Genomic DNA, 23,729 nt, shown 5'->3' with positions numbered 1-23,729 from the left:
TGCGCGTGATCCGTCTTACGGTCCGGCAATGCGACCCATCTCTTTCGTGACGCCATGATCCCCGATCCGGGCCAGATCGCCCAGCTTGCCGGGCTCTTTGCCGCTGCCTTCGGGGCGGCGACGCTGCTGCCATTCCAGTCCGAGGTTGTCTTTGTCGCGCTGCAAGCGGCCGGCACGGTATCGCTTGCCTCGATCCTGATCGTGGCCTCGGTGGGCAATACGCTCGGCTCGGTGGTCAATTACGTCATGGGGCGCGGGATCGAGCGGTTCCGCCACCGTCGCTGGTTTCCCGTGACCGAGGCGCAGCTTGAACGGGCTCAGGGGTGGTATGCCCGCTGGGGAATCTGGACGCTGCTGATGAGTTGGGCCCCCCTGGGTGACGGCTTTACCGTGGTGGCGGGGATCATGCGCACGCCGGTCTGGCTCTTCGTCACGCTCGTGGCCATTGCCAAGACCGGGCGCTATCTCGTGCTCGCCTGGATCACGGTGCAGGCGATGGCGTGATCAGCCGCCCGCGTTACGATTGATCTCTTCGTGGATTTCGATCACCCGGCGCGGCCAGGTGGATTTGATATAGGCCAGCACCGCGCGCATTTCGTATTCGGTCAGCTTGCCCTCGAAGCCCGGCATCCGGCTGCGATAGCCCTGACCCACCACCGCCTCGGTGCCGCGCCGCACGATATCGAGAAGCTGCGCGTCGGGATGGTGCCAGGTATGGCCCGATACGTCATGCGGTGGCGCGGGCAGGTATCCCTCTGCGTCGCGGCTCTTCCAGTCAGGCTGGCCTTCAAGCCGCGCGCCGTGACAGGTGGCGCAGTCGGCCTCGTAGACCATCGCGCCATAGGCCACCGCATCCGGGTTCTGCCAGGGCAAAATGTCCTCGTCCGCCATCGCCCCGCCGCCGAGGGCCACGACCAAAGCCGCCAGATACCGCATACTTGCCTCCGTCTTTTCCCGCTCTTGCCGCTATCCTGCACGGGAAGGTCAAGCGTGGCAAATGTCGCAGATCATGCCTGCCGCTCTTTACGCCGCAGGCCCGCTGCCTTACCTCTGGTCCAAGCAGGAGATGCGCGATGACCAAGCCCCCCCTTACCCTCTATCTCGCCGCGCCGCGCGGCTTTTGCGCCGGTGTGGACCGCGCCATCAAGATCGTGGAAATGGCGCTCTTGAAATGGGGCGCGCCGGTTTATGTGCGCCATGAGATCGTGCACAACAAATACGTGGTGGACGATCTGCGCGCCAAGGGGGCGATCTTTGTCGAGGAACTGGACGACTGTCCCGACGACCGCCCGGTGATCTTTTCCGCCCATGGTGTGCCCAAATCGGTGCCCGCCGAGGCCGCCGCCCGGCAAATGCTCTTTGTCGATGCCACCTGCCCGCTGGTCAGCAAGGTGCATATCGAGGCCGAGCGCCACCATGAGGCGGGCCTGCAAATCGTGATGATCGGCCATGCGGGCCACCCCGAAACCGTGGGCACCATGGGGCAATTGCCGCCCGGCGAGGTGCTCCTGGTCGAAACCCCCGCCGATGTGGCCACGCTCGCGGTGCGCGACCCCGCGCGCCTTGCCTTCGTCACGCAAACCACCCTCTCGGTCGATGACACGGCAGCGGTGGTCGCGGCCCTCACCGCGCGCTTTCCGGCCATTGTCGGCCCGCACAAGGAAGACATCTGCTACGCCACCACCAACCGGCAGGAGGCCGTCAAGGCGATGGCCGAAAAGGCCGGGGCAATGTTGGTTGTGGGCGCGCCCAATTCGTCCAACTCGCGCCGTCTGGTCGAGGTCGGTGCGCGCGCCGGATGCTCTTATGCGCAACTGGTGCAGCGCGCTGCGGATATCGACTGGCGCGCGCTTCAGGGCATCACCTCCATCGGTATCACCGCCGGGGCGTCAGCGCCCGAAGTTCTGGTCAACGAGGTCATCGACGCCTTCCACGCCCGCTATGACGTGACCATCGAACAGGTCGAGACCGCGCAGGAGACTGTCGAATTCAAGGTGCCCCGCGTCTTGCGCGCGACAGCGTGACCGAATGAAAACCCCCGCGCGCCAAGGGCGTGCGGGGGCAAGGTCGTTTCAGCGTCGACAGAACGCCCTTTAGCTGTCCTTGCGGTGCTTGATCGGGGCCCAGATCCGCTTGTTGGTCAGGTAAAGCAGCACCGACAGCACGGTGAGAAAGATCACCCCGGTGAGGCCGGCCTGCTGGCGCGCCATCATCTTGGGTTCCGCAGCCCACATCAGGAACGCCGCCACATCCTCGGCCTGCTGTTCCAGCGTGGCCTCGGTGCCGTCATCATATTCGACATCGTCACCCCAGAGCGGCTGGCCCATGGCGATCCAGCTTCCGGGCACGGTATGATGGCCGTGCTCGTCCCTGCACTCTTCCGGAAAGCCGCCGGCGGTAAAGGCCGCGTTATAGCTGCCGGGAAAGTCCTCGGGGGCGCATTCCGGTGCGTCGTGATAGCCGACCATCAGCGAATAGATGTATTCCGGGCCGCCCATGCCATTGAAGAGTTGCGAAAGCCCGGTGCCGTAAGGCCCGTGAAAGCCCGCGCGCTTTTTTGCCATGAGCGACAGGTCCGGTGCCCCGGCCGAGGTCACAGCCGGGAAATGGTCGGTCGGTTTCGCGGGCCGGAAATCGTCAAGCTCCGCGTCGAACACCTCGAACTGTTCGGAATAGGCAAAGACCTGATCCTCGGGCAGGTGTGGCCCGCCCTTGTCGCCGAGCGTGCGCAGGGGGACGTATTGCATCCCGTGGCAGGCCGCGCAGACCTGCGTATAGACCTTGAGGCCACGCTGAAGCTGAACCTCGTCGAACTTGCCGAACGGCCCCTCGAAGGAAAAGGCGATATCCTCGATATGCCCTTCCGCCCCGGCGGCGAACGCCCCCCCTGCCGAGAGCGACAGGGCCGTGAGCGCCGCAATGCCTGTTTTCTTGAACATTGTCATCCGTCCTTTCTTATTCGGCGGGCGTCTGGGCTTGGCCGTAATGCGCCTCGAAATCCTCTTCGATGGTCGCTGGCTGCGCCTCGGGTTTCTCGATCACCCCCAGAAGCGGCAGGATCACGAGGAAATAGGCGAACCAGTAGGCCGAACCGAGGAGGGCGATATAGGGATAGATCCCCTCGGCAGGCATCGCGCCAACCCAGGTCAGCACCACGAAGTTGACCGCGAAGAGCCAGAACCACCATTTGAACATCGGGCGATACCGGCCCGAGCGCACCGACGACGTGTCAAGCCAGGGTGCCAGCGCCATGACGATGATCGCGCCGAACATGGCAATCACGCCGAAGAACTTGGCGTCGATGATCCCGCCGGTGATCCAGTTGGTGAACATCACCACCCAGACATCGGCGGTAAAGGCGCGCAGGATCGCGTAGAAGGGCAGGAAATACCATTCCGGCACGATATGCGCGGGCGTCACCAGCGGATTGGCCTCGATATAGTTGTCGGGGTGGCCCAGGTAGTTCGGCATGAAGCCAACCACCGCGAAGAACACCACCATGATCACGGCGAGCGCGAAGAGGTCCTTGATCACGAAATAGGGCCAGAAGGGCACGGTGTCCTTTGCAGCCTCGGCTTTGGAGGTGCGACGCACATCGACGCCGGTCGGGTTGTTGTTGCCCGTGGTGTGGAAGGCCCAGATATGCAGGGCCACCAGCGCCGCGATGACGAAAGGCAGCAGGTAATGCAGCGAGAAGAAGCGGTTGAGCGTGGCATTGTCCACCGCCGGCCCGCCAAGCAGCCAGGTCTGGATCGCATCACCGATGAAGGGGATCGCGCCGAAGAGACCGGTGATCACCGTGGCCCCCCAGAACGACATCTGCCCCCAGGGCAGCACGTAGCCCATGAAGGCCGTGCCCATCATCAGCACATAGATCAGCATCCCGATGATCCACGTCACCTCGCGCGGGGCCTTGTACGAGCCGTAGTAGAGGCCGCGGAAGATGTGCAGATAGACGGCGACGAAGAAGAGCGACGCGCCGTTCATGTGCAGATATCGGATGAAATGGCCGCCGTTCACGTTGCGCATGATGTGCTCGACCGATGCGAAGGCCAGATCAACATGCGGGGTGTAGTGCATGGCGAGGATGATGCCCGTCACGATCTGCAACGCAAGGCAGAAGGTCAGGACGATCCCCCAGATCCACATCCAGTTGAGGTTCTTCGGCGTGGGGATCATGATCGTGTCATAGAGCAGCCCGACGATGGGCAGGCGGGAGTGAAGCCACTTTTCGCCGCCTGTCGCAGGCTCGTAATGGTCGTGCGGAATACCGGACATGCGCGCGTCTCCTTATCCGAGCTGAATCGTGGTGTCGTCGAGGAACTGCGCAACCGGGATCCAGAGGTTCTCGGGCGCGGGTCCGCGGCGGATGCGGCCTGACGTGTCATAGTGCGAACCGTGGCAGGGGCAGAACCAGCCGCCGAAATCACCCGCGCCGTCGCCGATGGGCACACAGCCCAGATGGGTGCAGACGCCGATCATCACCAGCCATTCGCCCGCCTCGTCCATCGTGCGGTTCTGGTCGGAGGCGTCGAGCGACATATCGTTGCGATTCTGCGCGTTCTGGTCGGGCAGGGCCGACAGCTCGACCGCGCGGGCGGCCTCGATCTCGCGCTCGGTGCGCCGCCGGATGAACACCGGCTTGCCAAGGAACTTGACGCTGATCTGCGTGCCCGGCTCGATGCCCGAGACATCGACGCGGATCGAGGATAGCGCCTGAACGTCGGCCGAGGGGTTCATCTGGTTCACAAGCGGCCAGATGGCCGCGCCTGCGGTGACCGCACCCGCCCCTGCGGTGGCGTAGTAGAGGAAATCCCTCCGGGTGCCTTCGTGATCTTCTGCGTGGGACACGAGGTTTGCTCCATCTTGTCAGTGCCGATATGCCGATAACGGCTCGTGCGCGCCGGGGATACCTCTCCGACGTTAATGCGCGAGTATCTAGCGGGGCTTTGCCAAGCCGTCCAGCCTGCAATCCCGCATAGATCGCTCAAAGCGCGAATCTGTCGCGCCTTGTCACGGGCTTGTCAGCCGACCGGCGCGGTCTGCGCCATGCTGTCGCGCGCGGCAAAGCCCTCATACCACGCGGCCAGTGCCGGGTGTCCGTCCCGCCAGCCGCGCGCGTCGTGGCGGAAATCGAGATAGCCAAGCGCGCAGGCCACCGCGATCTGGCCCATGTCGAGCGGTCCGGCGAGATGGCTCATCCAACGCTCCTCGAGCGCGTCGAGCGCGCGCGCGATCTTGGCCCATTGCGCCTCGACCCAAGGCTCCGAGCGCGCGCCCTCGGGGCGCAGCCGCGTCTCGTAGACCATGAGCACGCCCGATTCCATGATCCCGTCGGCGGTCGCCTCAAGCGTCAGCACCTCCCAGAGCCGTGCCTCGGGGTAAAGCGCGGCACCCGCCTTCGCGTCGAGATAGCGGCAGATCACGCGGCTGTCATAAATCGCGGGGCCGTCGGCACGCAAAAGTGCGGGGATCTTGCCCAGAGGGTTCGCCGCCATCGCCTCTGGTGCGGTGGCAAGGGCGGTTGTGGCGACCGGCAATTCCTCTACCTGCGTGGCAAGGCCGGTCTCGTGCAAGAGCACGCGCACCTTTCGCACGAAGGGAGAGGCGGGCGAGGAAATGAGTTGCATGGGCCATGGCTCCTGTCTGGCGTCGCGCAGACGCTAGGCCGGGGCAGGGCGCGTGTAAAGCGGTCTCGGCTGGACAGGTCGCGCATCATCCGTCCGTGCCGCCATTCGACATCCGGGGGTCATTTCCTGCCGCCCGGGCCGTGCTGATGCATATCAGGCGGTGGCACCCGGGATCAGGCGGAAATCCACATCGGTAACGCGCGGCGGGCTGCCCCCCGCAAGCCGGTTCGGCACATAGCTGAGCGCGCCGGCGGCGCGGGCCACCTGTGACAGGATGTGACGGCGTGTCTCGATGTCCTGGCGGTTGTCGTCACTTCTGCAAGAACGAGACATTATGCTATCGCTGTCATAAGCTGTATGCATTTTTCGAGACGCGACCGAACAGGCGTTCGCCGCCGCTTGCGTCAGGGGAGAGGACATGGGCCGGGGCATCAACCCGCCGGGCCGACAACAGGAGGAGTTTCATGAAACATCACGCAATTGGCGTGCTTGCCGCGCTCTCGCTGGCCACCGCAGGCCACGCGCAGGACAGCATCGTTGTGGGCCACGCGCTGTCACCGCAATCGCATTACGGTGTCGGCGCGCAGGCATTCATCGACACGCTGACCGCGCTTTCGGGCGGCAGCTTCACCGGCGAGCAGGCCCCGGCGGGCCAGTTGGGCGGCGAGCGTGACATGATCGAGGGGCTTCAGATCGGCTCGCTCGACGTGGTCATCACCTCCACCGGCCCCCTGGGCAATTTCGTGCCGCAGGTCTATGCGCTCGACCTGCCGTTCCTCTTTCGCGACTACGATCACGCGCGCACCACGCTCGACGGCGAGATCGGGCAGGAACTGCTTGACGAGATCGGCAAGAACAACCTCGTCGGCCTCGCATGGTCGGAAAACGGCTTTCGCCACGTGACCAACTCGCAGCGCCCGGTGCGCACGCCCGACGATCTGCAAGGGCTGAAGCTGCGCACGATGGAAAACCGCGTGCACATGGCCGCCTTCGAGGGGATGGGCGCCGCCCCCACCCCAATGGCCTTTCCGGAGCTTTTCGGCGCGCTGCAACAGGGCGTGGTCGATGGTCAGGAAAACCCGGTGACCGTGATCACCGCGTCGAAATTCTGGGAGGTGCAGAAATACGTCTCACTCACCGGCCATGTCTATTCGCCTGCCGTTGTGCTGGCCTCGCCGATCCTGTTTGACGGGCTGACCGAGGAACAGCAGGGCTGGTTTCGTCAGGCCGCCACGGCCTCCGCCGCCGCCACCCGGGCCGAGGTCAACCGGCTGGAAGAGGCGGGCGTCGCGCTTCTGCGTGAAAACGGCATGGAGGTGATCACCGATATCGACAAGGAACCCTTTGCCAGGCTTGCCGCCGAAAGCTCTTACTCGGTCTATACCGACCAGTATGGTGCCGAGATGGTGGAGCGGATCAAGGCCGTCAAATAAGGTCCTGACAGGCACCGGGCCGGTGCGTCGTCTGCGCGCCGGTCCGTCCTTTTGAATGAGGGCGGCGATGACACTCTTTCTGAGGTTCGAGGCGATCACCACCGGCATCGCCCTGCGGCTCGCCATCGGCTTTCTGCTGATTGCGACCGCCCTCGCGCTCTACCAGGTGACGACGCGCTTCGTCTTCGGCCACCCCTCCACCTGGTCCGAGGTGATCACCCGCTCGGCGATGATCTGGTCGGTCTTTCTCGGCACAGCCCCCGCCTTTCGCGAAGGCTCCATGATCGCGGTCGAGATCGTGCAACGCCTCCTGCCGCCGCGCCTCGGCTTTGTGCTCTACCTCGTCGCCTGCGGCCTGTCGCTCACCTTCTTTGCGATCCTGTTCTGGCAGGGCTGGGCGATGACCGGGCGCGTCATGGGCCAGAAACTCGCGGCGCTCGAGATTTCCATCGCCTGGGTCTACGCGGCGCTGCCGGCGGGGTCGCTTTTCATCCTGATCGCCGTTCTCGGCTGCGCCATCCGCGCCCTGCAACTCGGGCGGTTGCAACCGGCGGAGAGGGACGCATGAACCTCGCCCTTGCCCTGTCGCTCGCCATCTTCTTTCTGGCGGGGGTGCCGATTGCCGTGGCCATCGGTCTTGCCTCGGTGATCGGGATCGAGGCACATGGCCGTCTGCCGCTGCTCCTGGTGGCGCAACGCATGTTCACCGGCATCGACAGCTTTCCGCTGATGGCGATCCCGCTCTTCATCCTTGCGGGCAACCTGATGTCGGCGGGCGGCATCTCGCACCGGCTGGTGGAACTGGCGAAATCCATCGTCGGTGGCATTCAGGGCGGGCTTGCGGCGTCTTGCGTGCTGACCTGCATGATGTTCGCCTCGGTCTCGGGATCGTCCGTCGCCACCACCTTCGCCATCGGCGCGATTCTCATTCCGGCGATGGTCAGGCATGGCTATCCCAAACCGCTCGCCGCCTCGGTGCAGGCCAGCTCCGCCGAACTGGGCGTGCTCATCCCGCCCTCGATCCCGCTCATCCTTTATGGCGTGTCCACAGACGCGTCGATCGGTCGGCTTTTCATCGCAGGGATCGGGCCGGGGCTTCTGGTCGCGGGCGCGCTGATGGCGCTGGTGCTGATCCTCTGCCGGGTGCGCGGCATCGGGCTCGAGGACGGGCGCGACCGGCCGCGCCTCGGCCCCGCGTTCAGATCCGCTCTGCCCGCGCTCATTGTGCCCGTCGTGATCCTGGGCGGCATCTATTCCGGCATTTTCACCCCGACCGAGGCCAGTGCTGCGGCGGTCGCGGCGGCGGTGATCGTCGGCATGGCCTTCTACCGCGAATTGCGCGTGGCCGACCTGCCGCAGATCCTCAGGAAAACCGTGCTCGCCACCTCGGCGATCATGCTGATCATCTCGGCGGCGGCGCTGTTTTCCTTCCTCATCACCCGCTCGGGCCTGCCCAACGAGATCGCCGCCTGGTTCAAGGACATGTTCGAGAGTCGCATCGCCTTTCTGCTGGTGGTGAACCTGATGCTGCTGGTGATCGGCATGTTCATCGAGACCTCGGCGGCGATCCTCGTGCTGGCCCCGATCCTCACGCCCATTGCCATCAGCTACGGTGTCGATCCGGTGCATTTCGGGCTGGTGCTCGTGGTCAATCTCGCGCTCGGCATGATCACCCCGCCGCTTGGCGTCAATCTCTTTGCCGCCTGCGCCGTGGCCGACCTGCCGGTCGAGCGGATCATCCCGCAACTGGCTTGGTTCGTGCTGACCGTCTTTGGCGCGCTGATGATCATCACCTATGTCCCGGCGATCACGCTCTGGCCGGTCGAACTGGTATTCGGAGGAACAGGGTGACGCGGATCGTCCATTTCGCGGGGCTTGGGTCCATGAGGTTTGGCATGGCGCACTCGGTGCGCACGTTCGGGGTGGATTGGGACTGATGCGCTTTTCCGCCAATCTCGGGTTTCTCTTCACCGACCGGCCCCTGCCCGACGCGATCCATGCCGCCCATGCGGCGGGGTTCGACGCGGTGGAGTGCCACTTTCCCTATGACACCGCGCCCGAGGCCGTGCGCGCCGCGCTCGACGCCACCGGCCTGCCGATGCTGGGGCTCAACACCTGGCCGGGCGACCGCGACGCGGGCGAGTTCGGCCTTGCGGCGCTGCCCGGGCGCGAGCGGCAGGCGCGCAGCGCCATCGCGCAGGCGGTGGCGTATGCGCAGGCCATCGGCGCGGGGGCGGTGCATGTCATGGCCGGGCGCGCCGAGGGACGGGCAGCCGAGGCCACGTTCCGCGCCAACCTCGCCCATGCCTGCGATCTGGCCGCGCCGCCGGGCATCGAGATCCTGATCGAGCCGATCAACCGGCGCGACGTGCCGGGTTATCACCTCTCGCACAGCGCCCATGCCGCCGAGGTGATCGCGGCGGTGGGTCGCCCCAATCTACGGCTGATGTTCGACTGTTATCACCTGCAGATCATGGAGGGCGACCTTGCGCGCCGGTTCGAGACGCTCTTGCCGATCATCGGCCATGTGCAGATCGCGGGCGTCCCCGAGCGCGGTGCGCCGGATGAGGGCGAGGTCGATCTTGGCTGGCTGCTGGCGCGGATGAAACGGCTGGGCTGGGACCGTCCGGTCGGGGCCGAATACCGGCCTGCCGGGGGGGAGACCGAGGCCAGCCTCGGCTGGCTGCCACGCTTTCGGGCGATCTGAGCGGCGCTTTCACCCTGCGCAGGGTCCATCGTCACGCTGCCCTTGCCAACCCCACGTCAGCGCGCCAATTTGCGCGCATGTTCCAGAGCATTCCCCGCCCCCCCTGATCCTTGGCCTTGCCGGTCTGCTGCCGTTCCTGTGGGGGGCGCTGACCGTGCTTCTTCCCGATCTCGGCCTCCGGACGGCGCAGGTTGTCGGACCGCGTTTCGCGGGGCCCTATGTCATGCTGTTCTACGGCGCGGTGATCTTGTCGTTCATGTCCGGCGTGCTCTGGGGCTTTGCCGCACAGGCCAGCGGGCGCCGCGCCGCCACGGGCTATGCGCTCTCGGTGATGCCCGCACTCTGGGCGTTCTTCATGACCGGCGGCGGCCCGCAATCGGCGGGGGTAAGCCTCATCTTCGGCTTTCTCGGGTTGCTGCTGCTTGATGCGCATTTTGTCCGGCAAGGGCTTGCGCCCGGCTGGTGGATGCCGCTACGGCTCATGCTCTCGGCCATTGTGATCGGCTGCCTTGCCATCGGAGTGATCTACGGATGACGGACATCACGCTCTATTCCATGCCGTCCTCGGGCAACAGCTACAAGGTGCGGCTGCTGCTGGCGCTTTTGGGAAAGGCCGCCAACACAATCGATGTCGAATATGGATGGGAGTCGCTCAAGCGTGCCAAAGAGGAAGGCCGCCTGCCCTTTGGCAAGGCCCCGGTGCTGGAGCTTGGCTGTGGCACGCTTCTGCCCGAATCGAACGCGATCCTGTTCTGGCTGGGACAGGGCACGCGCTTTGTGCCTTTGGGCGCGCTGGAACAGGCGCAGATGCTGTCCTGGATGTTCTGGGAGCAGAACCAGCATGAGGGCGTGATCGCCGTGCGCGCCGCGCTGCTCACCTATCCGCACCGCAAGGCTCAGGCCACACCCGAGCGGCTGGCGGAGTTGCTGGAGAGCGGGCATGCCCTGCTGAAGGTCATGGAGGATCACCTGAGCGGGCGCGACTGGCTGGTGGGCGACAGTGTCAGCCTCGCGGATCTGTGCCTTTACGCCTATACGCATACGGCCGAAACGCACGGTGGTTTTGACCTCGCCCCCTTCCCGGCGCTGCGCGGCTGGCTCGGGCGGGTTGCGGGCCTTGACGGCTATGTCGGCATAGATGCCTGATCTCGTGGCCTATACCGACGGGGCGTGCTCCGGCAATCCCGGCCCCGGCGGCTGGGGCGTTCTGATGCAGGCGAAGGACGGCGCGACCGTGGTCAAGGAGCGCGACCTCAAGGGCGGCGAGGCTGACACCACCAACAACCGGATGGAGCTTATGGCCGCGATCATGGCACTCGAGACGCTCGCGCGCCCCTCGGCCATCACCATCGTCACCGACAGCGCCTATGTGAAGAACGGCATCACCGGCTGGATGCATGGCTGGAAGCGCAACGGCTGGAAGACCGCCGGCCGAAAGCCGGTCAAGAATGTCGAACTCTGGCAGCGTCTGGAGGAGGCGGCGGCCCGCCATGACGTGACATGGCAATGGATCAAGGGCCATGCCGGCCATCCGGAGAACGAGCGCGCGGATGCGTTGGCCCGCGCGGGCATGGCCCCCTACAAGCCGCGCAGGGCCGGGGCATGAGCCTTCTCGCGTTCCTCGATCACGCCTCTGTGGCGATCTTCGCGCTGACCGGCGCGCTTGTCGCCTCACGCCGCCAACTCGACATTGTGGGCTTTGCCTTTCTCGCCTGCCTCACCGCCGTGGGGGGCGGCACGCTGCGCGATGTGCTGCTGGACCGCAACCCGGTGTTCTGGCTGGCCAATCCGGCCTATATCCTGATCGCCTGCGCCGCCGCGCTGCTGGTCTTCGTGACCGCCCATCTGGTCGAGAGCCGCTATCGCTGGCTCCTGTGGCTTGACAGTTTCGCGCTTGCCGTCGCCGTGCCCGCCGGTGTCAGTGCGGCCATGGCCACCGGTCAGGGCGCGGTGATCGTGGTGCTGATGGGGATGGTCACCGGCTGCATGGGGGGGCTGATGCGCGATGTGGTGGTGGGCGAGGTGCCGCTGGTGCTGAAACGCGGCGAGCTTTACGTCACCGCCGCCTTCGCCGGTGCGACCGGCGCGGTGCTCGCCGCGCACCTGACCGCCGAGCCGCTCATCATCCTTGGAACCTGTGCGGCGATGACATGGGCCTTGCGCGCGGGGTCGCTCACCTTTGGCTGGAAATTGCCGGTCTATCGCGCCCGCCCGCCCCGGACCTGACCGCCCGATCTTCCCTCAATGCGCCTCGGCCCAGTTGGTGCCGCTGCCTGCATCCACCACCAGCGGCACGTCAAGGTGGATGGCCGGGTGCGGCGCGGATTGCATGATGTCGCGGGCCACCTCGGTAAGGCGGTCCACGGTGCCCTCGTCCACTTCGAAGATCAGTTCGTCATGGACTTGCAGCAGCATCCTGGCAGGCAGGTCCGCGATGGCACCGGGCATCCGGATCATGGCGCGGCGGATGATGTCGGCGGCGGTGCCCTGAATGGGCGCGTTGATCGCGGCGCGGCGGGCGAACCCGGCGCGGGGACCACGGGCCGCGATCTCGGGCGTGTGGATTTTCCGCCCGAAGAGGGTCTGGACGAAGCCGTGGTCCTTCGCAAAGGCAATCGTGTCGTCCATGTAGGTGCGGATGCCGGGAAACCGCTCGAAATAGCGGTCGATGAAGCCCTGCGCCTCGCCCCTCGGGATGCGCAGGTTCCGCGCGAGGCCGAAGCCCGAAATGCCGTAGATCACGCCGAAATTGATCGCCTTGGCGCGGCGGCGGATCTCGGGGGTCATCTCCTCCGTTGGCACGTTGAACATTTCCGACGCGGTCATGGCGTGGATGTCCTGGCCCTCGCGGAACGCCTGTTTCAGGCTGTCGATGTCCGCGATATGGGCGAGGATGCGCAATTCGATCTGGGAATAGTCGAGGCTGACAAGGCGATTGCCGGGGCCGGCAACGAATGCCTCGCGGATGCGGCGGCCCTCCTCGGAGCGCACGGGAATGTTCTGGAGGTTGGGATCGGAGGAGGAAAACCGCCCGGTGCTGGCCCCGGTTTGCAGATAGGAGGTGTGGACCCGGCCCGTGTCCGGGTCGATATGGTCCTGAAGCGCATCCGTATAGGTGGATTTGAGCTTGGAAAGCTGTCGCCAGTCAAGCACGCGGGCGGGCAGGTCATGCTCGGTCGCCAAGTCTTCGAGCACCTCGGCGCCGGTGGCATAGGCGCCGGTCTTGCCCTTTTCGCCGCCCGGCAGGCTCATCTCGTCAAAAAGAATTTCGCCCAGTTGCTTGGGGCTACCGATGTTGAAGCTGCGCCCTGCAAGTTCGTGGATCTCCGATTCCAGTGCGGCCATCTTCTGCGCGAACTTGCCCGACATGGCGCGCAGCGTGTGGCGGTCCACGAGCACGCCGTGGCGCTCCATCGCGGCCAGAACCGGCACGAGGGGGCGCTCCAATGTCTCGTAGACGGCGGTGACGCGGGCGCGGTGAAGCTGCGGCTTGAACGTCAGCCAGAGGCGCAGGGTGATGTCGGCATCCTCGGCGGCATAGCGGGTGGCATCTTCGATCGGCACACGATCAAAGGTGATGGCGGATTTGCCCGCGCCGAGCAGCGTCTTGATCGGGATGGGGGTGTGCGAAAGATACCGTTCCGACAGCGTGTCCATGCCATGCCCGTGCAGCCCGGAATGGAGCGCATAGGACATCAGCATGGTGTCGTCGATGGGCGCGATGGTCACGCCATGGCCGGCCAGGATCTTGGCGTCGTATTTCATGTTCTGGCCGATTTTCAGGATCGCCTCATCCTCGAGGATGGGCTTGAGCGCGTCCAGCGCCGCGTCCAGCGCGATCTGCCCCTCGGCCAAGGCGTCAGAGCCGAAGAGATCATCCGCCGCCCCGCCCTTATGCGCGAGCGGGATGTAGCAGGCGGTGCCGGGGGCTGTGGCAAGCGAAATGCCCACCAGATCGGCCTGCATCTCGTTGAGCGAGGTGGTCTCGGTATCGAACGCCACGTATCCTTGCGCGCGGATCGTTTCGAGCCACGGTTGGAGCGCGTCCATATCGCGGATGCAGGCATAGCTCTCGGGCGTGATCGCGGGCCAATCGGGGGCCTTGCCCGCCGCCTCTTCGCCCCCTTGCGGGGGCGTCTCGGGCACTCTAGGCGCGTCGCGACCCAGCGCCTCGGCGATGCGCTTGGTGAGGGTGCGAAACTCCATTTGCGCGAGAAAGCCCAGCAACGTGTCGGGATCCGGGTCGCGCACCTCGAGATCGTCGAGTCCAAAGCCAAGCGGCGTGTTGCAATCAAGCTGCACGAGGCGCTTGGACATCTCGATCTGGTCGCGCATCGTCATCAGGGTCTCGCGGCGCTTGGCCTGCTTGATTTCCCCGGCGCGGTCCAGAAGTTCCTCCAGCGAGCCGAACTCGTTGATCAGAAGCGCCGCCGTCTTGATGCCGATGCCGGGCGCGCCGGGCACGTTGTCGACGCTGTCACCGGCGAGCGCCTGCACATCAACCACGCGCGCGGGGGCCACGCCGAATTTCTCGCGCACGCCGTCTGCGTCGATGCGGCGGTTCTTCATCGCATCCAGCATCTCGACCCCGCCGCCGACAAGCTGCATCAGGTCCTTGTCCGAGGAGATGATCGTCACCCGCCCGCCCGCCTCGCGCGCCTGACAGGCCAACGTGGCGATGATGTCATCGGCCTCGTAGCCTTCGATTTCCTCACAGGCGATGTTGAAGGCGCGGGTGGCCTCGCGGGTCAGCGGGATCTGCGGTCGCAGATCCTCGGGCATGGCCTCTCGGTTGGCCTTGTAGTCGGGGAAAAGATCGTTGCGGAACGTGTGGCTGCCCTTGTCGAAGATCACGGCCACATGGGTGGGCGCGTCGGGGCCGTGATTGCCCTCCACATAGCGTTGCAGCATGTTGCAAAAACCCGACACCGCCCCCACCGGCAGCCCGTCGGATTTCCGCGTCAGCGGCGGCAGTGCGTGATAGGCCCGGAAGATGAAGGACGAGCCGTCGATCAGGTGCAGGTGACAGCCTTTGCCGAATGACATGGTTTGCCCTCCCGATCAGGCTTCATCTTGCCAAAAATATCCAAAACCGACCGCGTCGGACGTCGCGAGGCTACCGGTTCAGACCTTGCCCTCGAAATCGCGGTGGATGAGTTTTGCGTCGCAATAGGGGCATTCGACATAGCCGCGCTCCTGCGGGATCTGGAGCCAGACGCGGGGATGGCCGAGCGCACCGTCGCCGCCGTCGCAGGCCACGCGATAGCTGTCGACGATACGGGTTTCGGGGGCCTGCGTTACCATCGGGGCGTTTCCTTTTGCGATGCCATGAGCTAGGGCGGACTATGGGTCAACAAGCGGCAGGGGGCAAGAGCGGCATGGGGCGGAACGCCATTGAAATCCGGGGTCTGGTCAAGACCTATGCGGGCGGACGGCACGGGCCGGAAAAGCGCGCGCTGAAGGGTGTCGATCTGGAGATCCCGCAAGGATCGGTCTTTGGCCTTCTGGGGCCCAATGGTGCGGGCAAATCGACGCTGATCAACATTCTGGCCGGTCTGGTGATCAAGACCGCCGGGCAGGTGACGATCTGGGGCTTCGATCAGGACCGCAACCCGCGCCAGAGCCGCGCCGCCATCGGTGTCATGCCGCAGGAATTGAACCTCGACCCGTTCTTTACCCCACGCGAGGCGCTGGAGGTGCAGGCGGGTCTATACGGTGTGCCGAAGCGGCAGCGGCGCAGCGACGAGATCCTCGCGCTGGTGGGGCTGGAGGACAAGGCCGGGGCCTATGCGCGCACGCTCTCAGGGGGCATGCGGCGCAGGCTGTTGCTGGCCAAGGCGCTGGTGCATCACCCGCATGTTCTGGTGCTCGACGAGCCGACGGCGGGGGTGGATATCGAACTGCGCCAGATGCTGTGGGAGAATGTGCGCCGTCTCAACCGCGAGGGGATGACGATCATCCTGACCACCCATTACCTCGAAGAGGCAGAGGAGATGTGCGACGAGATCGCCATCATCAACGAGGGCGAGGTGGTGGCGCGCGACAGCACGGCGCGGCTTCTGGGGCGGCTCGACGGCAAGACCATGATCATCCAGCCCGAGAGCCCGGTCACGGTCCTGCCCGAGGGGCCGGGCCTCGAGGTGGTGCGGCGCGCGGACGGGGCGATCGTGATCGCCTATCGTGCCGCAGAGACCGGGGCCGAGGCGGTGCTGGCGGCGGTGCGGGCGGCAGGGATCAGCATCCGCGACGTGCGCACCGAGCAGGCCGATTTGCAGGATGTGTTTCTCGATCTCACCCGGCGACGGGCGGGCTGAGGCGAGAAAATTCGCGAATTTTCTCGCGCCGCACCGGGTTCAGGTGCCGCGCAACTCGTCGAGGATCGCCAGCGCTGCCGCGCGCGGGTCCGCTGCTGCCCAGACAGGGCGGCCCACCACGATGTGATCGGCCCCGTCGGCCACCGCCTGCGCGGGGGTGGCGACGCGCTTCTGGTCGCCCAGGGCGCTGCCTGCGGGGCGCACGCCGGGGGTGACGATGAGGCGGCCCGCGGCCTCCGGCAGGGCGCGGATCATCGCGGCCTCTTGCGGGCTGGCGATGACGCCGTCGGCGCCGGCATCGAACGCGCGGCCCGCGCGCTCGGCCACCAGATCGGGCAGATCGCCGGGTTTGATCAGCCCCGCGTCAAGGTCTGTGCGGTCCAGCGAGGTGAGGATGGTCACGGCGAGGATCTTGAGCGGCTTGCCGCCGGCACCTTCCTTGGCCGCGCGCACGACATGCGGATCGCCATGCACGGTCAGGAAATCCAGATCATACTGCGCGAGGCCCCGCACGGCGGCCTCGACGGTGGCACCTATGTCAAAGAGCTTCATGTCCAGAAAGATGCGCTTGCCATGCTCCTGCTTGAGTTCATCGGCCAGCGCGAGCCCGCCGCCGGTAAGCATCCCGAGACCGATCTTGTAGAAGCTGACGGCATCGCCCAACTGCCCGGTCAGTTTCAGCGTCGAGAGCGCGTCGGGCAGGTCGAGGGCGACGATCAGGCGGTCATCGGGCATGGCACGCGCTCCGGCACAGGTTTCCGTGCCTTGTCGCGGTGGCGACGGCGGGCGTCAAGCCCTCGTCGTGACCTCGATACGTGCGTCGGGGGCAAGCGTCAGTTTCTGCGTGCCGCAGCGGAAACCCGGCATCCGCTGCAACTGGCGCAGCGCCTCGGCGACAAGGTCGGGTGCGGGGTTTTTGGTTTCGGGGACAGTTGCCAGAATGCTCACCTGACCTGTCGGCGTCTGGTAGATGACAACGGCGGACACCTTGTCTGTCGTGTGCTGCACATCGCGCACTTCAACTCTGTCGATGATCATCACCACACCTCTTGCAACCGTTTACCGGGACCGGATATCCGCTGATGCCGCGCGCGAAAAGGGAAAATCGCGCCCGATTTTCCCCTGCGCGGCGCGCCGCCGTCAGGCGGCAAGGGCGGGCGGGTTTCCGCCGCAAATCTCCGGGGCGGCATGCGTCAGGCGCAAGGGCGCGCCGCCCGATCGGTGCGCGGCGAGCGCGCGGGCGCGCAGGCGGCGCATGACGTAATCGAAGGACGCGGTCATCGGTGCAGGCAGATCGACCGGATAGGCATGGCGCGCGCCGTGATCGGTAATTTCTGCGAGGGTCTCGTAACTGCCGGTCTCGGGGTTGTAGCGGACCGGGCCGAGGGTGAGATGCGGGTCGGACATGGCGGGTCTCCTGATGGATGGCGCGGACGGCACCTGTGGATAACTATTGAAAACGTGGGGATTCCATGGGGTTGCGCCAAGAGCGCGTCACAAAAACGTGCAATTTTCGTCATTCTCACGGTCGGGCCGCTTGAACCTCACGCAGGCGTTACCCATGTCAGCACAGAGGTTCCCACCCGGTGCACGCCTCTTGCAGGGTGCCAGTCACGGGAACGCTTTTGAAAAGGAGAAAGAGCCATGGACTTCAACAAGTTCACGGAACGGTCGCGCGGTTTCGTGCAGGCCGCCCAGACCATCGCGATGCGCGAAAGCCATCAGAAGCTGGCCCCCGAACATATCCTCAAGGCGCTCTTGGACGATCCCGAGGGATTGGCCAGCAATCTCATCAAGCGCGCGGGCGGCGATCCGGCACGTGTGACCCAGGCCAATGACCTGGCATTGGGCAAGATCCCGCAGGTCTCGGGCGATGCGGGCCAGACCTATATGGATCAGCAGACCGTCAAGGTTCTGACCGAGGCCGAGAAGCTGGCGCAGAAGGCCAAGGACAGCTTCGTTCCGGTGGAGCGGATCCTCTGTGCCCTTGCGGTCGTGCGCTCGCCCGCCAAGGACGCGCTGGAAGCGGGTGGCGTCAGCGCCCAGAAGATCAACGAGGCGATCAACGATCTGCGCAAGGGCCGCACCGCCGATACGGCCAGCGCCGAGGACACCTATGAGGCGCTCGATAAATACGCGCGCGACCTGACCGAGGCGGCGCGCGAAGGCAAGATCGACCCGATCATCGGCCGCGATGACGAGATTCGCCGCGCCATGCAGGTGCTCTCTCGCCGCACCAAGAACAACCCGGTGCTGATCGGCGAGCCGGGCGTCGGCAAGACGGCGATTGCCGAGGGCCTTGCGCTGCGCATCGTCAATGGCGACGTGCCCGAAAGCTTGCGCAACAAGCGGCTTCTGGCGCTCGACATGGGCGCGCTTATCGCGGGCGCGAAATATCGCGGCGAGTTCGAGGAACGGCTGAAATCGGTGCTCAACGAGGTGACGCAGGCCGCCGGTGAGATCATCCTTTTCATCGACGAGATGCACACGCTGGTCGGCGCGGGCAAGGCCGATGGTGCCATGGATGCCGCCAACCTGATCAAGCCCGCACTGGCGCGCGGCGAGTTGCATTGCGTGGGCGCGACCACGCTCGACGAATATCGCAAGCATGTGGAAAAGGACGCAGCCCTTGCCCGCCGGTTCCAGCCGATCGTGGTGGAGGAACCGACCGTAGAGGATACCATCTCCATCCTGCGCGGGATCAAGGAAAAATACGAGCTGCACCACGGCGTGCGCATCTCCGACTCTGCTCTTGTGGCGGCGGCGACGCTGTCGCACCGCTACATCACCGACCGGTTTTTGCCCGACAAGGCGATCGACCTCATGGACGAGGCGGCCAGCCGCCTGCGCATGGAAGTGGACAGCAAGCCCGAGGAGCTTGACGCGCTCGACCGCGAGATCCTGCAAAAGCAGATCGAGGCCGAAGCCCTCAAGAAGGAGGACGATGCCGCCTCCAAGGACCGGCTGGAGAAGCTGGAGCGCGAACTGGCCGAGTTGCAGGAACGCTCTGCCGAGATGACCGCCCAATGGCAGGCCGAGCGCGACAAGCTCGCGGGTGCGCGCGACATCAAGGAACAGCTTGACCGCGCCCGCAGCGAGCTTGAGAGCGCCAAGCGCGAGGGCAATCTGGCGCGGGCAGGCGAGCTCAGCTATGGGGTCATTCCGCAGCTTGAAAAGCGTCTGGCCGAGGCCGAGACGCAGGGCGACGAGATGATGGTCGAAGAGGCCGTGCGCCCCGAACAGATCGCGCAGGTGGTCGAACGCTGGACCGGCATCCCGACGGCCAAGATGCTCGAGGGCGACCGCGAGAAACTGCTGGGCATGGAGGCCAACCTGCATCGCCGTGTGATCGGGCAGGATACCGCCGTCCGGGCCGTGGCCAATGCCGTGCGGCGCGCGCGCGCCGGGCTCAACGACGAGGGTCGCCCGCTGGGTTCGTTCCTCTTTCTCGGGCCGACCGGCGTGGGCAAGACGGAGTTGACCAAGGCGGTGGCCGAGTTCCTCTTTGACGATGACAGCGCGATGGTGCGGATCGATATGTCCGAATTCATGGAGAAACATTCGGTCGCCCGCCTCATCGGTGCGCCTCCGGGCTATGTAGGCTACGAGGAAGGCGGCGTGCTGACCGAGGCCGTCCGCCGCCGCCCCTATCAGGTGATCCTCTTCGACGAGGTCGAAAAGGCGCACCCCGAGGTGTTCAACGTGCTCTTGCAGGTGCTTGACGATGGTGTGCTGACCGATGGTCAGGGCCGCACCGTCGATTTCAAGCAGACGCTGATCGTGCTGACCTCGAACCTCGGTAGCCAGGCGCTCAGCCAGTTGCCCGAAGGCTCGGACGTGGCCGAGGCCAAGCGCAATGTCATGGAGGCGGTGCGCGCGCATTTCCGGCCCGAATTCCTCAACCGTCTGGACGAGATCGTGATCTTCGACCGGCTGACACGGCCGCAGATGGATGGCATCGTCGATATCCAGATGGCGCGGCTCCTGAAGCGGCTGGCGGCGCGCAAGATCATGCTGGCGCTCGATGACGCGGCGCGCAAGTGGCTGGCCGATGAGGGCTATGACCCGGTCTATGGCGCGCGGCCATTGAAGCGCGTGATCCAGAAGGCGTTGCAGGACCCGCTGGCCGAATCGCTTCTGGCGGGGGATATCCTCGACGGCGCGACAGTGCCGGTGACGGCGGGGCCCGAGGGCCTCATCATCGGCGAGCGCGTGGGCACGACACAGGCGGAGCCACCCCGCGACGCGGTGGTTCACTGAGCCTGTTTCGGCCTCGACTTTTGCGCGGTCCCGTGACACTGGACCCGACGAATGGAGGGGCCGATGCGGGACGGGCGCGCGTCTTCGGCCCGGCAGGCGGTGCGCGTGCCGGGTCATTTCGGGGAATGGATGCAGGGGCGGCTTGGGCCTGAGGGGCCGGTCGCCCTTGTGACATTGTGCTGTCCTGTCCTTGCGGTGCGTGCGCCGGGCTCCGGGGTGCGGTTGACGGATCTCTTTCCCGCGTCACGGCTGGCGGTGTTTGTCGGTGCTCTGGGGATTTCAGGCGATTTTCCGGGGCTTGAGTGCGACATGCCGTTGGGCGCAGGCGCGGGGGCCTCGACCGCGTGCCTTGTGGCGGCGGCGCGCGCAAGCGGGTTTCGCGGCACGCCCGAGCGGCTGGCGCGGGCCTGTCTTGCGGTCGAAGGGGCGAGCGATCCGTTGATGTTTGCCGCCCCCGACCGCCTGCTCTGGGCCTCGCGCGAGGCGCTGACCCTGGCCGATCTGCCCCCCGTGCCGCGCGCCGAGATTGTTGGCGGCTATTGGGGTGCGCCGCTGCGCACCGACCCTGCGGATTGTGATTTTCCCGACATTGCCGATCTTGTGACCGCGTGGCGCGACGGCGGCGATCTGGCGCGTCTGGCCGCGCTGGCGAGCGAGGCCGCACGGCGCGCGGAGGCGCGGCGGGGACCGGACGATCCGATGGCGGAACTGGCGCGCGATCTGGGTGCGCTCGGCCATACGCGGGCGTATACCGGGGCCGCGCGCGCGTTGGTCTTTGCCCCCGGCACGGTGCCCGAGGGGACCGGGGTGGCGCTGTCGGAGGCGGGGCTGACCGGCGTCTTGCGCTTTGTCACGGGGGGCGGCGCATGAGCTTTGCGGGCATGATGCTGGTGGGACTGGCGATTGACCTCGCCATCGGCTGGCCCGGTTGGCTTTATGCCCGGATCGGGCATCCCGTGACATGGCTGGGCGCGGTGATCGCGTGGCTGGAGCGGCTTTGCAATCGCGGCACGCGGTCGAGGCGAATAGGTATGGGAGCGGTCTGCGTGGCCCTTGTGCTGGCGGTGGTGACCGGCCCTGCGCTGCTGCTGCAATGGGGCCTGCCCGAGGGGATCGGGGGCGTGATCCTCGGCGGCGTGCTGGCCTGGCCGCTGATCGCGCTGCGCTCGATGCATGTGCATGTGGCCGCCGTTGCCGTGCCGCTCTCGGCGGGTGATGTGGCGGCGGCGCGGGTGGCGGTGGCGATGATCGTCGGGCGCGACCCGGCCGCTCTTGACGAGGCGGGCGTGGCGCGCGCGGCGATCGAGAGCCTCGCGGAGAATACCGGTGACGGCATCGTGGCCCCGATCTTCTGGGGCGTGGTGGCGGGGCTGCCGGGAATTGCCGCCTACAAGGCGGTAAACACGCTCGATTCGATGATCGGGCACCGCAACGACCGCTTTGAGGCCTTCGGCAAGGTGGCGGCGCGGCTCGACGATCTGGCGAACCTGATCCCGGCGCGGCTCACCGGGATGCTCTTCGCGCTGGCCGCGCCGCGCCATATGGCGCGCGCCCTGCGCATCATGTGGCGCGACGCGCGCGCGCACCGCTCGCCCAATGCCGGCTGGTCCGAAGCGGCGATGGCCGGCGCTCTGGGCGTGCGCCTTTCGGGGCCGCGCATCTATGGCGACCGTGTGAGCGCGGAGCCGTGGCTCAATGGGGCGGCGCGCGATCCGGGGCCGGGGGATCTGCGCCGCGCGCTTCGGCTTTATGCCGGCGCGATGGCGCTGATGGCGGTTGCGCTGGGTGTCCTCTGGCTGGTTTGACGAACGTCGATGGACTTCTCCGGCCTGACTTGCGCCAGATCGAAATCTGTTGCGAAGGCCGCCTGTCGACAGGAGATCCCCGCCTTCGCGGGGATGACGCGGCGCGGGGGGCCGCCTAACCGCCCTGCCGCAACAGGCGTTGTTTCTGGCGGTCCCAGTCGCGCTTGGCATCAGAGGCGCGCTTGTCGTGGGTCTTCTTGCCCTTGGCGATGCCGATCTTGATCTTGGCAATGCCGCGATGGTTGAAATAGAGCACGAGGGGCACCAGCGTCATGCCCTTGCGCTGCGTCTCGCTCCAGAGCCGCGACATCTCCTTTTTCGAGACCAGCAGCTTGCGGCGACGACGCTCTTCATGGCCAAAGGTGCGGGCCTGCTCATAGGGGGCGATATAGCTGTTGATCAGCCACAATTCGCCGCCCTCCACGCTGGCATAGCTCTCGGCGATGTTGGCGCTCTTGTGGCGCAGGGACTTGACCTCGGAGCCGACCAGCATGATGCCGCATTCAAGATCGTCCTCGATGGCATAGTCATGCCGCGCGCGCCGGTTCTCGGCGATCACCTTGTAATTGGGGGTGTCCTTGGAATTTGCCATCTGCGCGTCATATCCCCGCGCTCAGAGGCTGTCCAGCGGGTCGGGGGCGACATTGCCGCCGCAGACAAGCACCGCCACCCGCTCGCCTGCCTCCGGCACATAGGCCCCCGACAGAAGCGCGGCGAGAGCGGTGGCCCCCGCCGGTTCGACCAGTTGGCGCAACTCCTGCCAGAGCGTGACCTGTGCCGCGCGAATGGCCGTGTCGGCCACCCGCACGGTTTGCACATCGTATTGCCGCGCCAGATCGAGGCAGATCGCACCGATCCGCCGCGCGCCGAGCGCGTTGGCGGCGATTCCCGACACATCGACGTCCACCGGTTGCCCGGCGGCCATGGCGGCATGAAGGGCGTCGCAGGTCTCGGGCTCGACCGCGACCACCTTGCGCCGCCCCTGAAGCCAGCCGAGCGCCCCGGCGATGAGGCCGCCCCCGCCCACGGCAATCAGCACCGTATCGGCATCGAGCCCCTGATCCTCCCATTCCGCCATCAGAGTGCCCTGTCCCGCAACGGTGGCCGGGGCGTCATAGGGGTGCACCTCCATCGCGCCGGTGGCGTCGCGCCATTCGGCGGCGCGGGCGGCGGCCTCCGCATAGGCGCCGGGGACCACCTGCAAGGCCGCATCCTGCGCGCGGATAAGGGCGATCTTGGCCGGGCCCGCGATCTGCGGCACGTAGATGCGCGCCTGGTGCCCGAGCGTGCGCGCGGCATGGGCCACCGCCGCGCCGTGATTGCCGCCCGAGGCCGCGACGATCCCCGCCTCGGGAACGCGGGTCTGCATCAGCGTGTTGAACGCCCCGCGCGCCTTGAAGCTGCCGGTGTGCTGCATCTGCTCGAACTTGAGGTGAACGGTCTGCGCGCCGAGGTGCACGCATGCCACCGGTGTCTGCCGCACATGCGGCGCGATGCGGCTCCGCGCCTCCGAAATCAACGCCTGCCAATCCATCGCTCACACCTCTTTGGCTTTTCTTGTCCACGCAAAGCCTATACCC

The 23,729-nt window shown here is 66.1% G+C and carries 27 protein-coding genes; 14 read left to right on the top strand and 13 right to left on the bottom strand.

Translation table 11 applies throughout. From position 1 onward, the window contains the following. The first annotated feature begins 54 nt into the window (after positions 1-54). On the top strand, positions 55-504 hold the full coding sequence (locus ACSSV8_RS04630) for a YqaA family protein (RefSeq protein WP_454281653.1): 450 nt from the start codon (positions 55-57) through the stop codon (positions 502-504). On the opposite strand, the gene ACSSV8_RS04625 is transcribed toward ACSSV8_RS04630, so the two are convergent. Next, on the bottom strand, positions 505-891 hold the full coding sequence (locus tag ACSSV8_RS04625) for a c-type cytochrome (protein WP_454281691.1): 387 nt from the start codon (positions 889-891) through the stop codon (positions 505-507). Positions 892-1,073: 182 nt separating this feature from the next. Here ACSSV8_RS04625 and ispH point away from each other — a divergent pair, with 182 nt between their 5' ends. Continuing rightward, entirely contained in the window at positions 1,074-2,024 is a 951-nt protein-coding gene (gene ispH, locus ACSSV8_RS04620) for a 4-hydroxy-3-methylbut-2-enyl diphosphate reductase (RefSeq protein WP_454281652.1), read from the top strand. A gap of 69 nt (positions 2,025-2,093) precedes the next feature. Here ispH and ACSSV8_RS04615 read toward each other — a convergent pair whose 3' ends face one another. The 5 genes from ACSSV8_RS04615 to ACSSV8_RS04595 form a co-directional block, all read right to left on the bottom strand. Beyond that, complete coding sequence (locus ACSSV8_RS04615) at positions 2,094-2,945, bottom strand: cytochrome c1 (RefSeq protein ID WP_454281651.1); 852 nt, start codon at positions 2,943-2,945, stop codon at positions 2,094-2,096. Positions 2,946-2,955: 10 nt separating this feature from the next. Further along, positions 2,956-4,278, bottom strand: a complete 1,323-nt coding sequence (gene petB / locus ACSSV8_RS04610; protein ID WP_454281650.1) for a cytochrome b — start codon at positions 4,276-4,278, stop codon at positions 2,956-2,958. Between the two features lie 12 nt (positions 4,279-4,290). Then, complete coding sequence (gene petA / locus ACSSV8_RS04605) at positions 4,291-4,851, bottom strand: ubiquinol-cytochrome c reductase iron-sulfur subunit (RefSeq protein WP_354539088.1); 561 nt, start codon at positions 4,849-4,851, stop codon at positions 4,291-4,293. Between the two features lie 173 nt (positions 4,852-5,024). Next, positions 5,025-5,630: a glutathione S-transferase gene (locus tag ACSSV8_RS04600; protein WP_354539087.1), complete on the bottom strand. Its 606-nt coding sequence runs from the start codon at positions 5,628-5,630 to the stop codon at positions 5,025-5,027. Between the two features lie 153 nt (positions 5,631-5,783). Beyond that, positions 5,784-5,963: a hypothetical protein gene (locus ACSSV8_RS04595; protein ID WP_354539086.1), complete on the bottom strand. Its 180-nt coding sequence runs from the start codon at positions 5,961-5,963 to the stop codon at positions 5,784-5,786. A gap of 131 nt (positions 5,964-6,094) precedes the next feature. Between ACSSV8_RS04595 and ACSSV8_RS04590 the strand changes: the two genes are divergently transcribed. From ACSSV8_RS04590 to ACSSV8_RS04555, 8 genes are all read left to right on the top strand, one after another. Further along, positions 6,095-7,063 carry a TRAP transporter substrate-binding protein gene (locus tag ACSSV8_RS04590; RefSeq protein ID WP_454281649.1) on the top strand — a complete coding sequence of 323 codons (969 nt, stop codon included), beginning with the start codon at positions 6,095-6,097 and terminating at the stop codon, positions 7,061-7,063. A 67-nt stretch (positions 7,064-7,130) separates the two neighbouring features. Next, entirely contained in the window at positions 7,131-7,631 is a 501-nt protein-coding gene (locus ACSSV8_RS04585; protein WP_454281648.1) for a TRAP transporter small permease, read from the top strand. Beyond that, positions 7,628-8,914 (top strand): TRAP transporter large permease, encoded by a 1,287-nt coding sequence (locus tag ACSSV8_RS04580; RefSeq protein ID WP_454281647.1) that lies wholly within the window; start codon positions 7,628-7,630, stop codon positions 8,912-8,914. The genes ACSSV8_RS04585 and ACSSV8_RS04580 overlap by 4 nt, the downstream gene beginning before the upstream one ends. Positions 8,915-8,999: 85 nt before the next feature. Beyond that, complete coding sequence (locus ACSSV8_RS04575; RefSeq protein WP_454281646.1) at positions 9,000-9,770, top strand: hydroxypyruvate isomerase family protein; 771 nt, start codon at positions 9,000-9,002, stop codon at positions 9,768-9,770. Positions 9,771-9,924: 154 nt separating this feature from the next. After that, positions 9,925-10,305, top strand: a complete 381-nt coding sequence (locus tag ACSSV8_RS04570) for a DUF3429 domain-containing protein (protein ID WP_454281645.1) — start codon at positions 9,925-9,927, stop codon at positions 10,303-10,305. Then, on the top strand, positions 10,302-10,916 hold the full coding sequence (locus tag ACSSV8_RS04565; RefSeq protein ID WP_354539080.1) for a glutathione S-transferase family protein: 615 nt from the start codon (positions 10,302-10,304) through the stop codon (positions 10,914-10,916). The genes ACSSV8_RS04570 and ACSSV8_RS04565 overlap by 4 nt, the downstream gene beginning before the upstream one ends. Next, a complete protein-coding gene (rnhA, locus tag ACSSV8_RS04560; protein ID WP_354539079.1) occupies positions 10,909-11,376 on the top strand; it encodes a ribonuclease HI in 468 nt (155 codons plus the stop codon). Before ACSSV8_RS04565 ends, rnhA begins: the two co-directional genes overlap by 8 nt. Then, positions 11,373-11,996, top strand: coding sequence for a trimeric intracellular cation channel family protein (locus ACSSV8_RS04555; RefSeq protein ID WP_454281644.1), 624 nt, complete (start codon positions 11,373-11,375; stop codon positions 11,994-11,996). The genes rnhA and ACSSV8_RS04555 overlap by 4 nt, the downstream gene beginning before the upstream one ends. A gap of 15 nt (positions 11,997-12,011) precedes the next feature. Here the strand turns inward: ACSSV8_RS04555 and polA are convergent, their stop codons facing one another. After that, positions 12,012-14,816 (bottom strand): DNA polymerase I, encoded by a 2,805-nt coding sequence (gene polA, locus ACSSV8_RS04550; RefSeq protein ID WP_454281643.1) that lies wholly within the window; start codon positions 14,814-14,816, stop codon positions 12,012-12,014. 78 nt (positions 14,817-14,894) lie between these two features. Next, positions 14,895-15,074 carry a zinc-finger domain-containing protein gene (locus tag ACSSV8_RS04545; protein WP_354539076.1) on the bottom strand — a complete coding sequence of 60 codons (180 nt, stop codon included), beginning with the start codon at positions 15,072-15,074 and terminating at the stop codon, positions 14,895-14,897. A 74-nt stretch (positions 15,075-15,148) separates the two neighbouring features. On the opposite strand from ACSSV8_RS04545, the gene ACSSV8_RS04540 reads away from it, so the two are divergent. After that, positions 15,149-16,084: an ABC transporter ATP-binding protein gene (locus tag ACSSV8_RS04540; RefSeq protein WP_354539075.1), complete on the top strand. Its 936-nt coding sequence runs from the start codon at positions 15,149-15,151 to the stop codon at positions 16,082-16,084. A 39-nt stretch (positions 16,085-16,123) separates the two neighbouring features. On the opposite strand, the gene pyrF is transcribed toward ACSSV8_RS04540, so the two are convergent. The 3 genes from pyrF to ACSSV8_RS04525 all read right to left on the bottom strand — a co-directional run bounded on the left by pyrF (position 16,124) and on the right by ACSSV8_RS04525 (position 17,491). Further along, positions 16,124-16,819 carry an orotidine-5'-phosphate decarboxylase gene (gene pyrF, locus ACSSV8_RS04535; RefSeq protein ID WP_454281642.1) on the bottom strand — a complete coding sequence of 232 codons (696 nt, stop codon included), beginning with the start codon at positions 16,817-16,819 and terminating at the stop codon, positions 16,124-16,126. Between the two features lie 54 nt (positions 16,820-16,873). After that, positions 16,874-17,125, bottom strand: a complete 252-nt coding sequence (locus ACSSV8_RS04530) for a hypothetical protein (protein WP_454281641.1) — start codon at positions 17,123-17,125, stop codon at positions 16,874-16,876. Between the two features lie 99 nt (positions 17,126-17,224). After that, positions 17,225-17,491: a hypothetical protein gene (locus ACSSV8_RS04525; protein ID WP_354539072.1), complete on the bottom strand. Its 267-nt coding sequence runs from the start codon at positions 17,489-17,491 to the stop codon at positions 17,225-17,227. Positions 17,492-17,728: 237 nt separating this feature from the next. On the opposite strand from ACSSV8_RS04525, the gene clpB reads away from it, so the two are divergent. The 3 genes from clpB to cbiB all read left to right on the top strand — a co-directional run bounded on the left by clpB (position 17,729) and on the right by cbiB (position 22,149). Next, complete coding sequence (clpB, locus tag ACSSV8_RS04520) at positions 17,729-20,344, top strand: ATP-dependent chaperone ClpB (RefSeq protein ID WP_354539071.1); 2,616 nt, start codon at positions 17,729-17,731, stop codon at positions 20,342-20,344. 63 nt (positions 20,345-20,407) lie between these two features. Further along, complete coding sequence (locus tag ACSSV8_RS04515) at positions 20,408-21,214, top strand: propanediol utilization protein (RefSeq protein ID WP_354539070.1); 807 nt, start codon at positions 20,408-20,410, stop codon at positions 21,212-21,214. Next, the gene (gene cbiB, locus ACSSV8_RS04510) at positions 21,211-22,149 is read left to right on the top strand and encodes an adenosylcobinamide-phosphate synthase CbiB (protein WP_454281640.1); all 939 of its coding nucleotides are present in this window, start codon (positions 21,211-21,213) and stop codon (positions 22,147-22,149) included. The genes ACSSV8_RS04515 and cbiB overlap by 4 nt, the downstream gene beginning before the upstream one ends. A 115-nt stretch (positions 22,150-22,264) precedes the next feature. Here cbiB and smpB read toward each other — a convergent pair whose 3' ends face one another. Further along, positions 22,265-22,741 (bottom strand): SsrA-binding protein SmpB, encoded by a 477-nt coding sequence (gene smpB / locus ACSSV8_RS04505; RefSeq protein ID WP_354539068.1) that lies wholly within the window; start codon positions 22,739-22,741, stop codon positions 22,265-22,267. 21 nt (positions 22,742-22,762) lie between these two features. Continuing rightward, positions 22,763-23,683, bottom strand: coding sequence for a threonine/serine dehydratase (locus ACSSV8_RS04500; RefSeq protein ID WP_454281639.1), 921 nt, complete (start codon positions 23,681-23,683; stop codon positions 22,763-22,765). Positions 23,684-23,729: the final 46 nt, after the last annotated feature.

It is taken from the genome of Roseovarius sp. MBR-79, from assembly GCF_053628555.1.
Note: the sequence above shows the minus strand (reverse complement) of the source record. Positions and strands in the feature narration are given on the sequence as shown.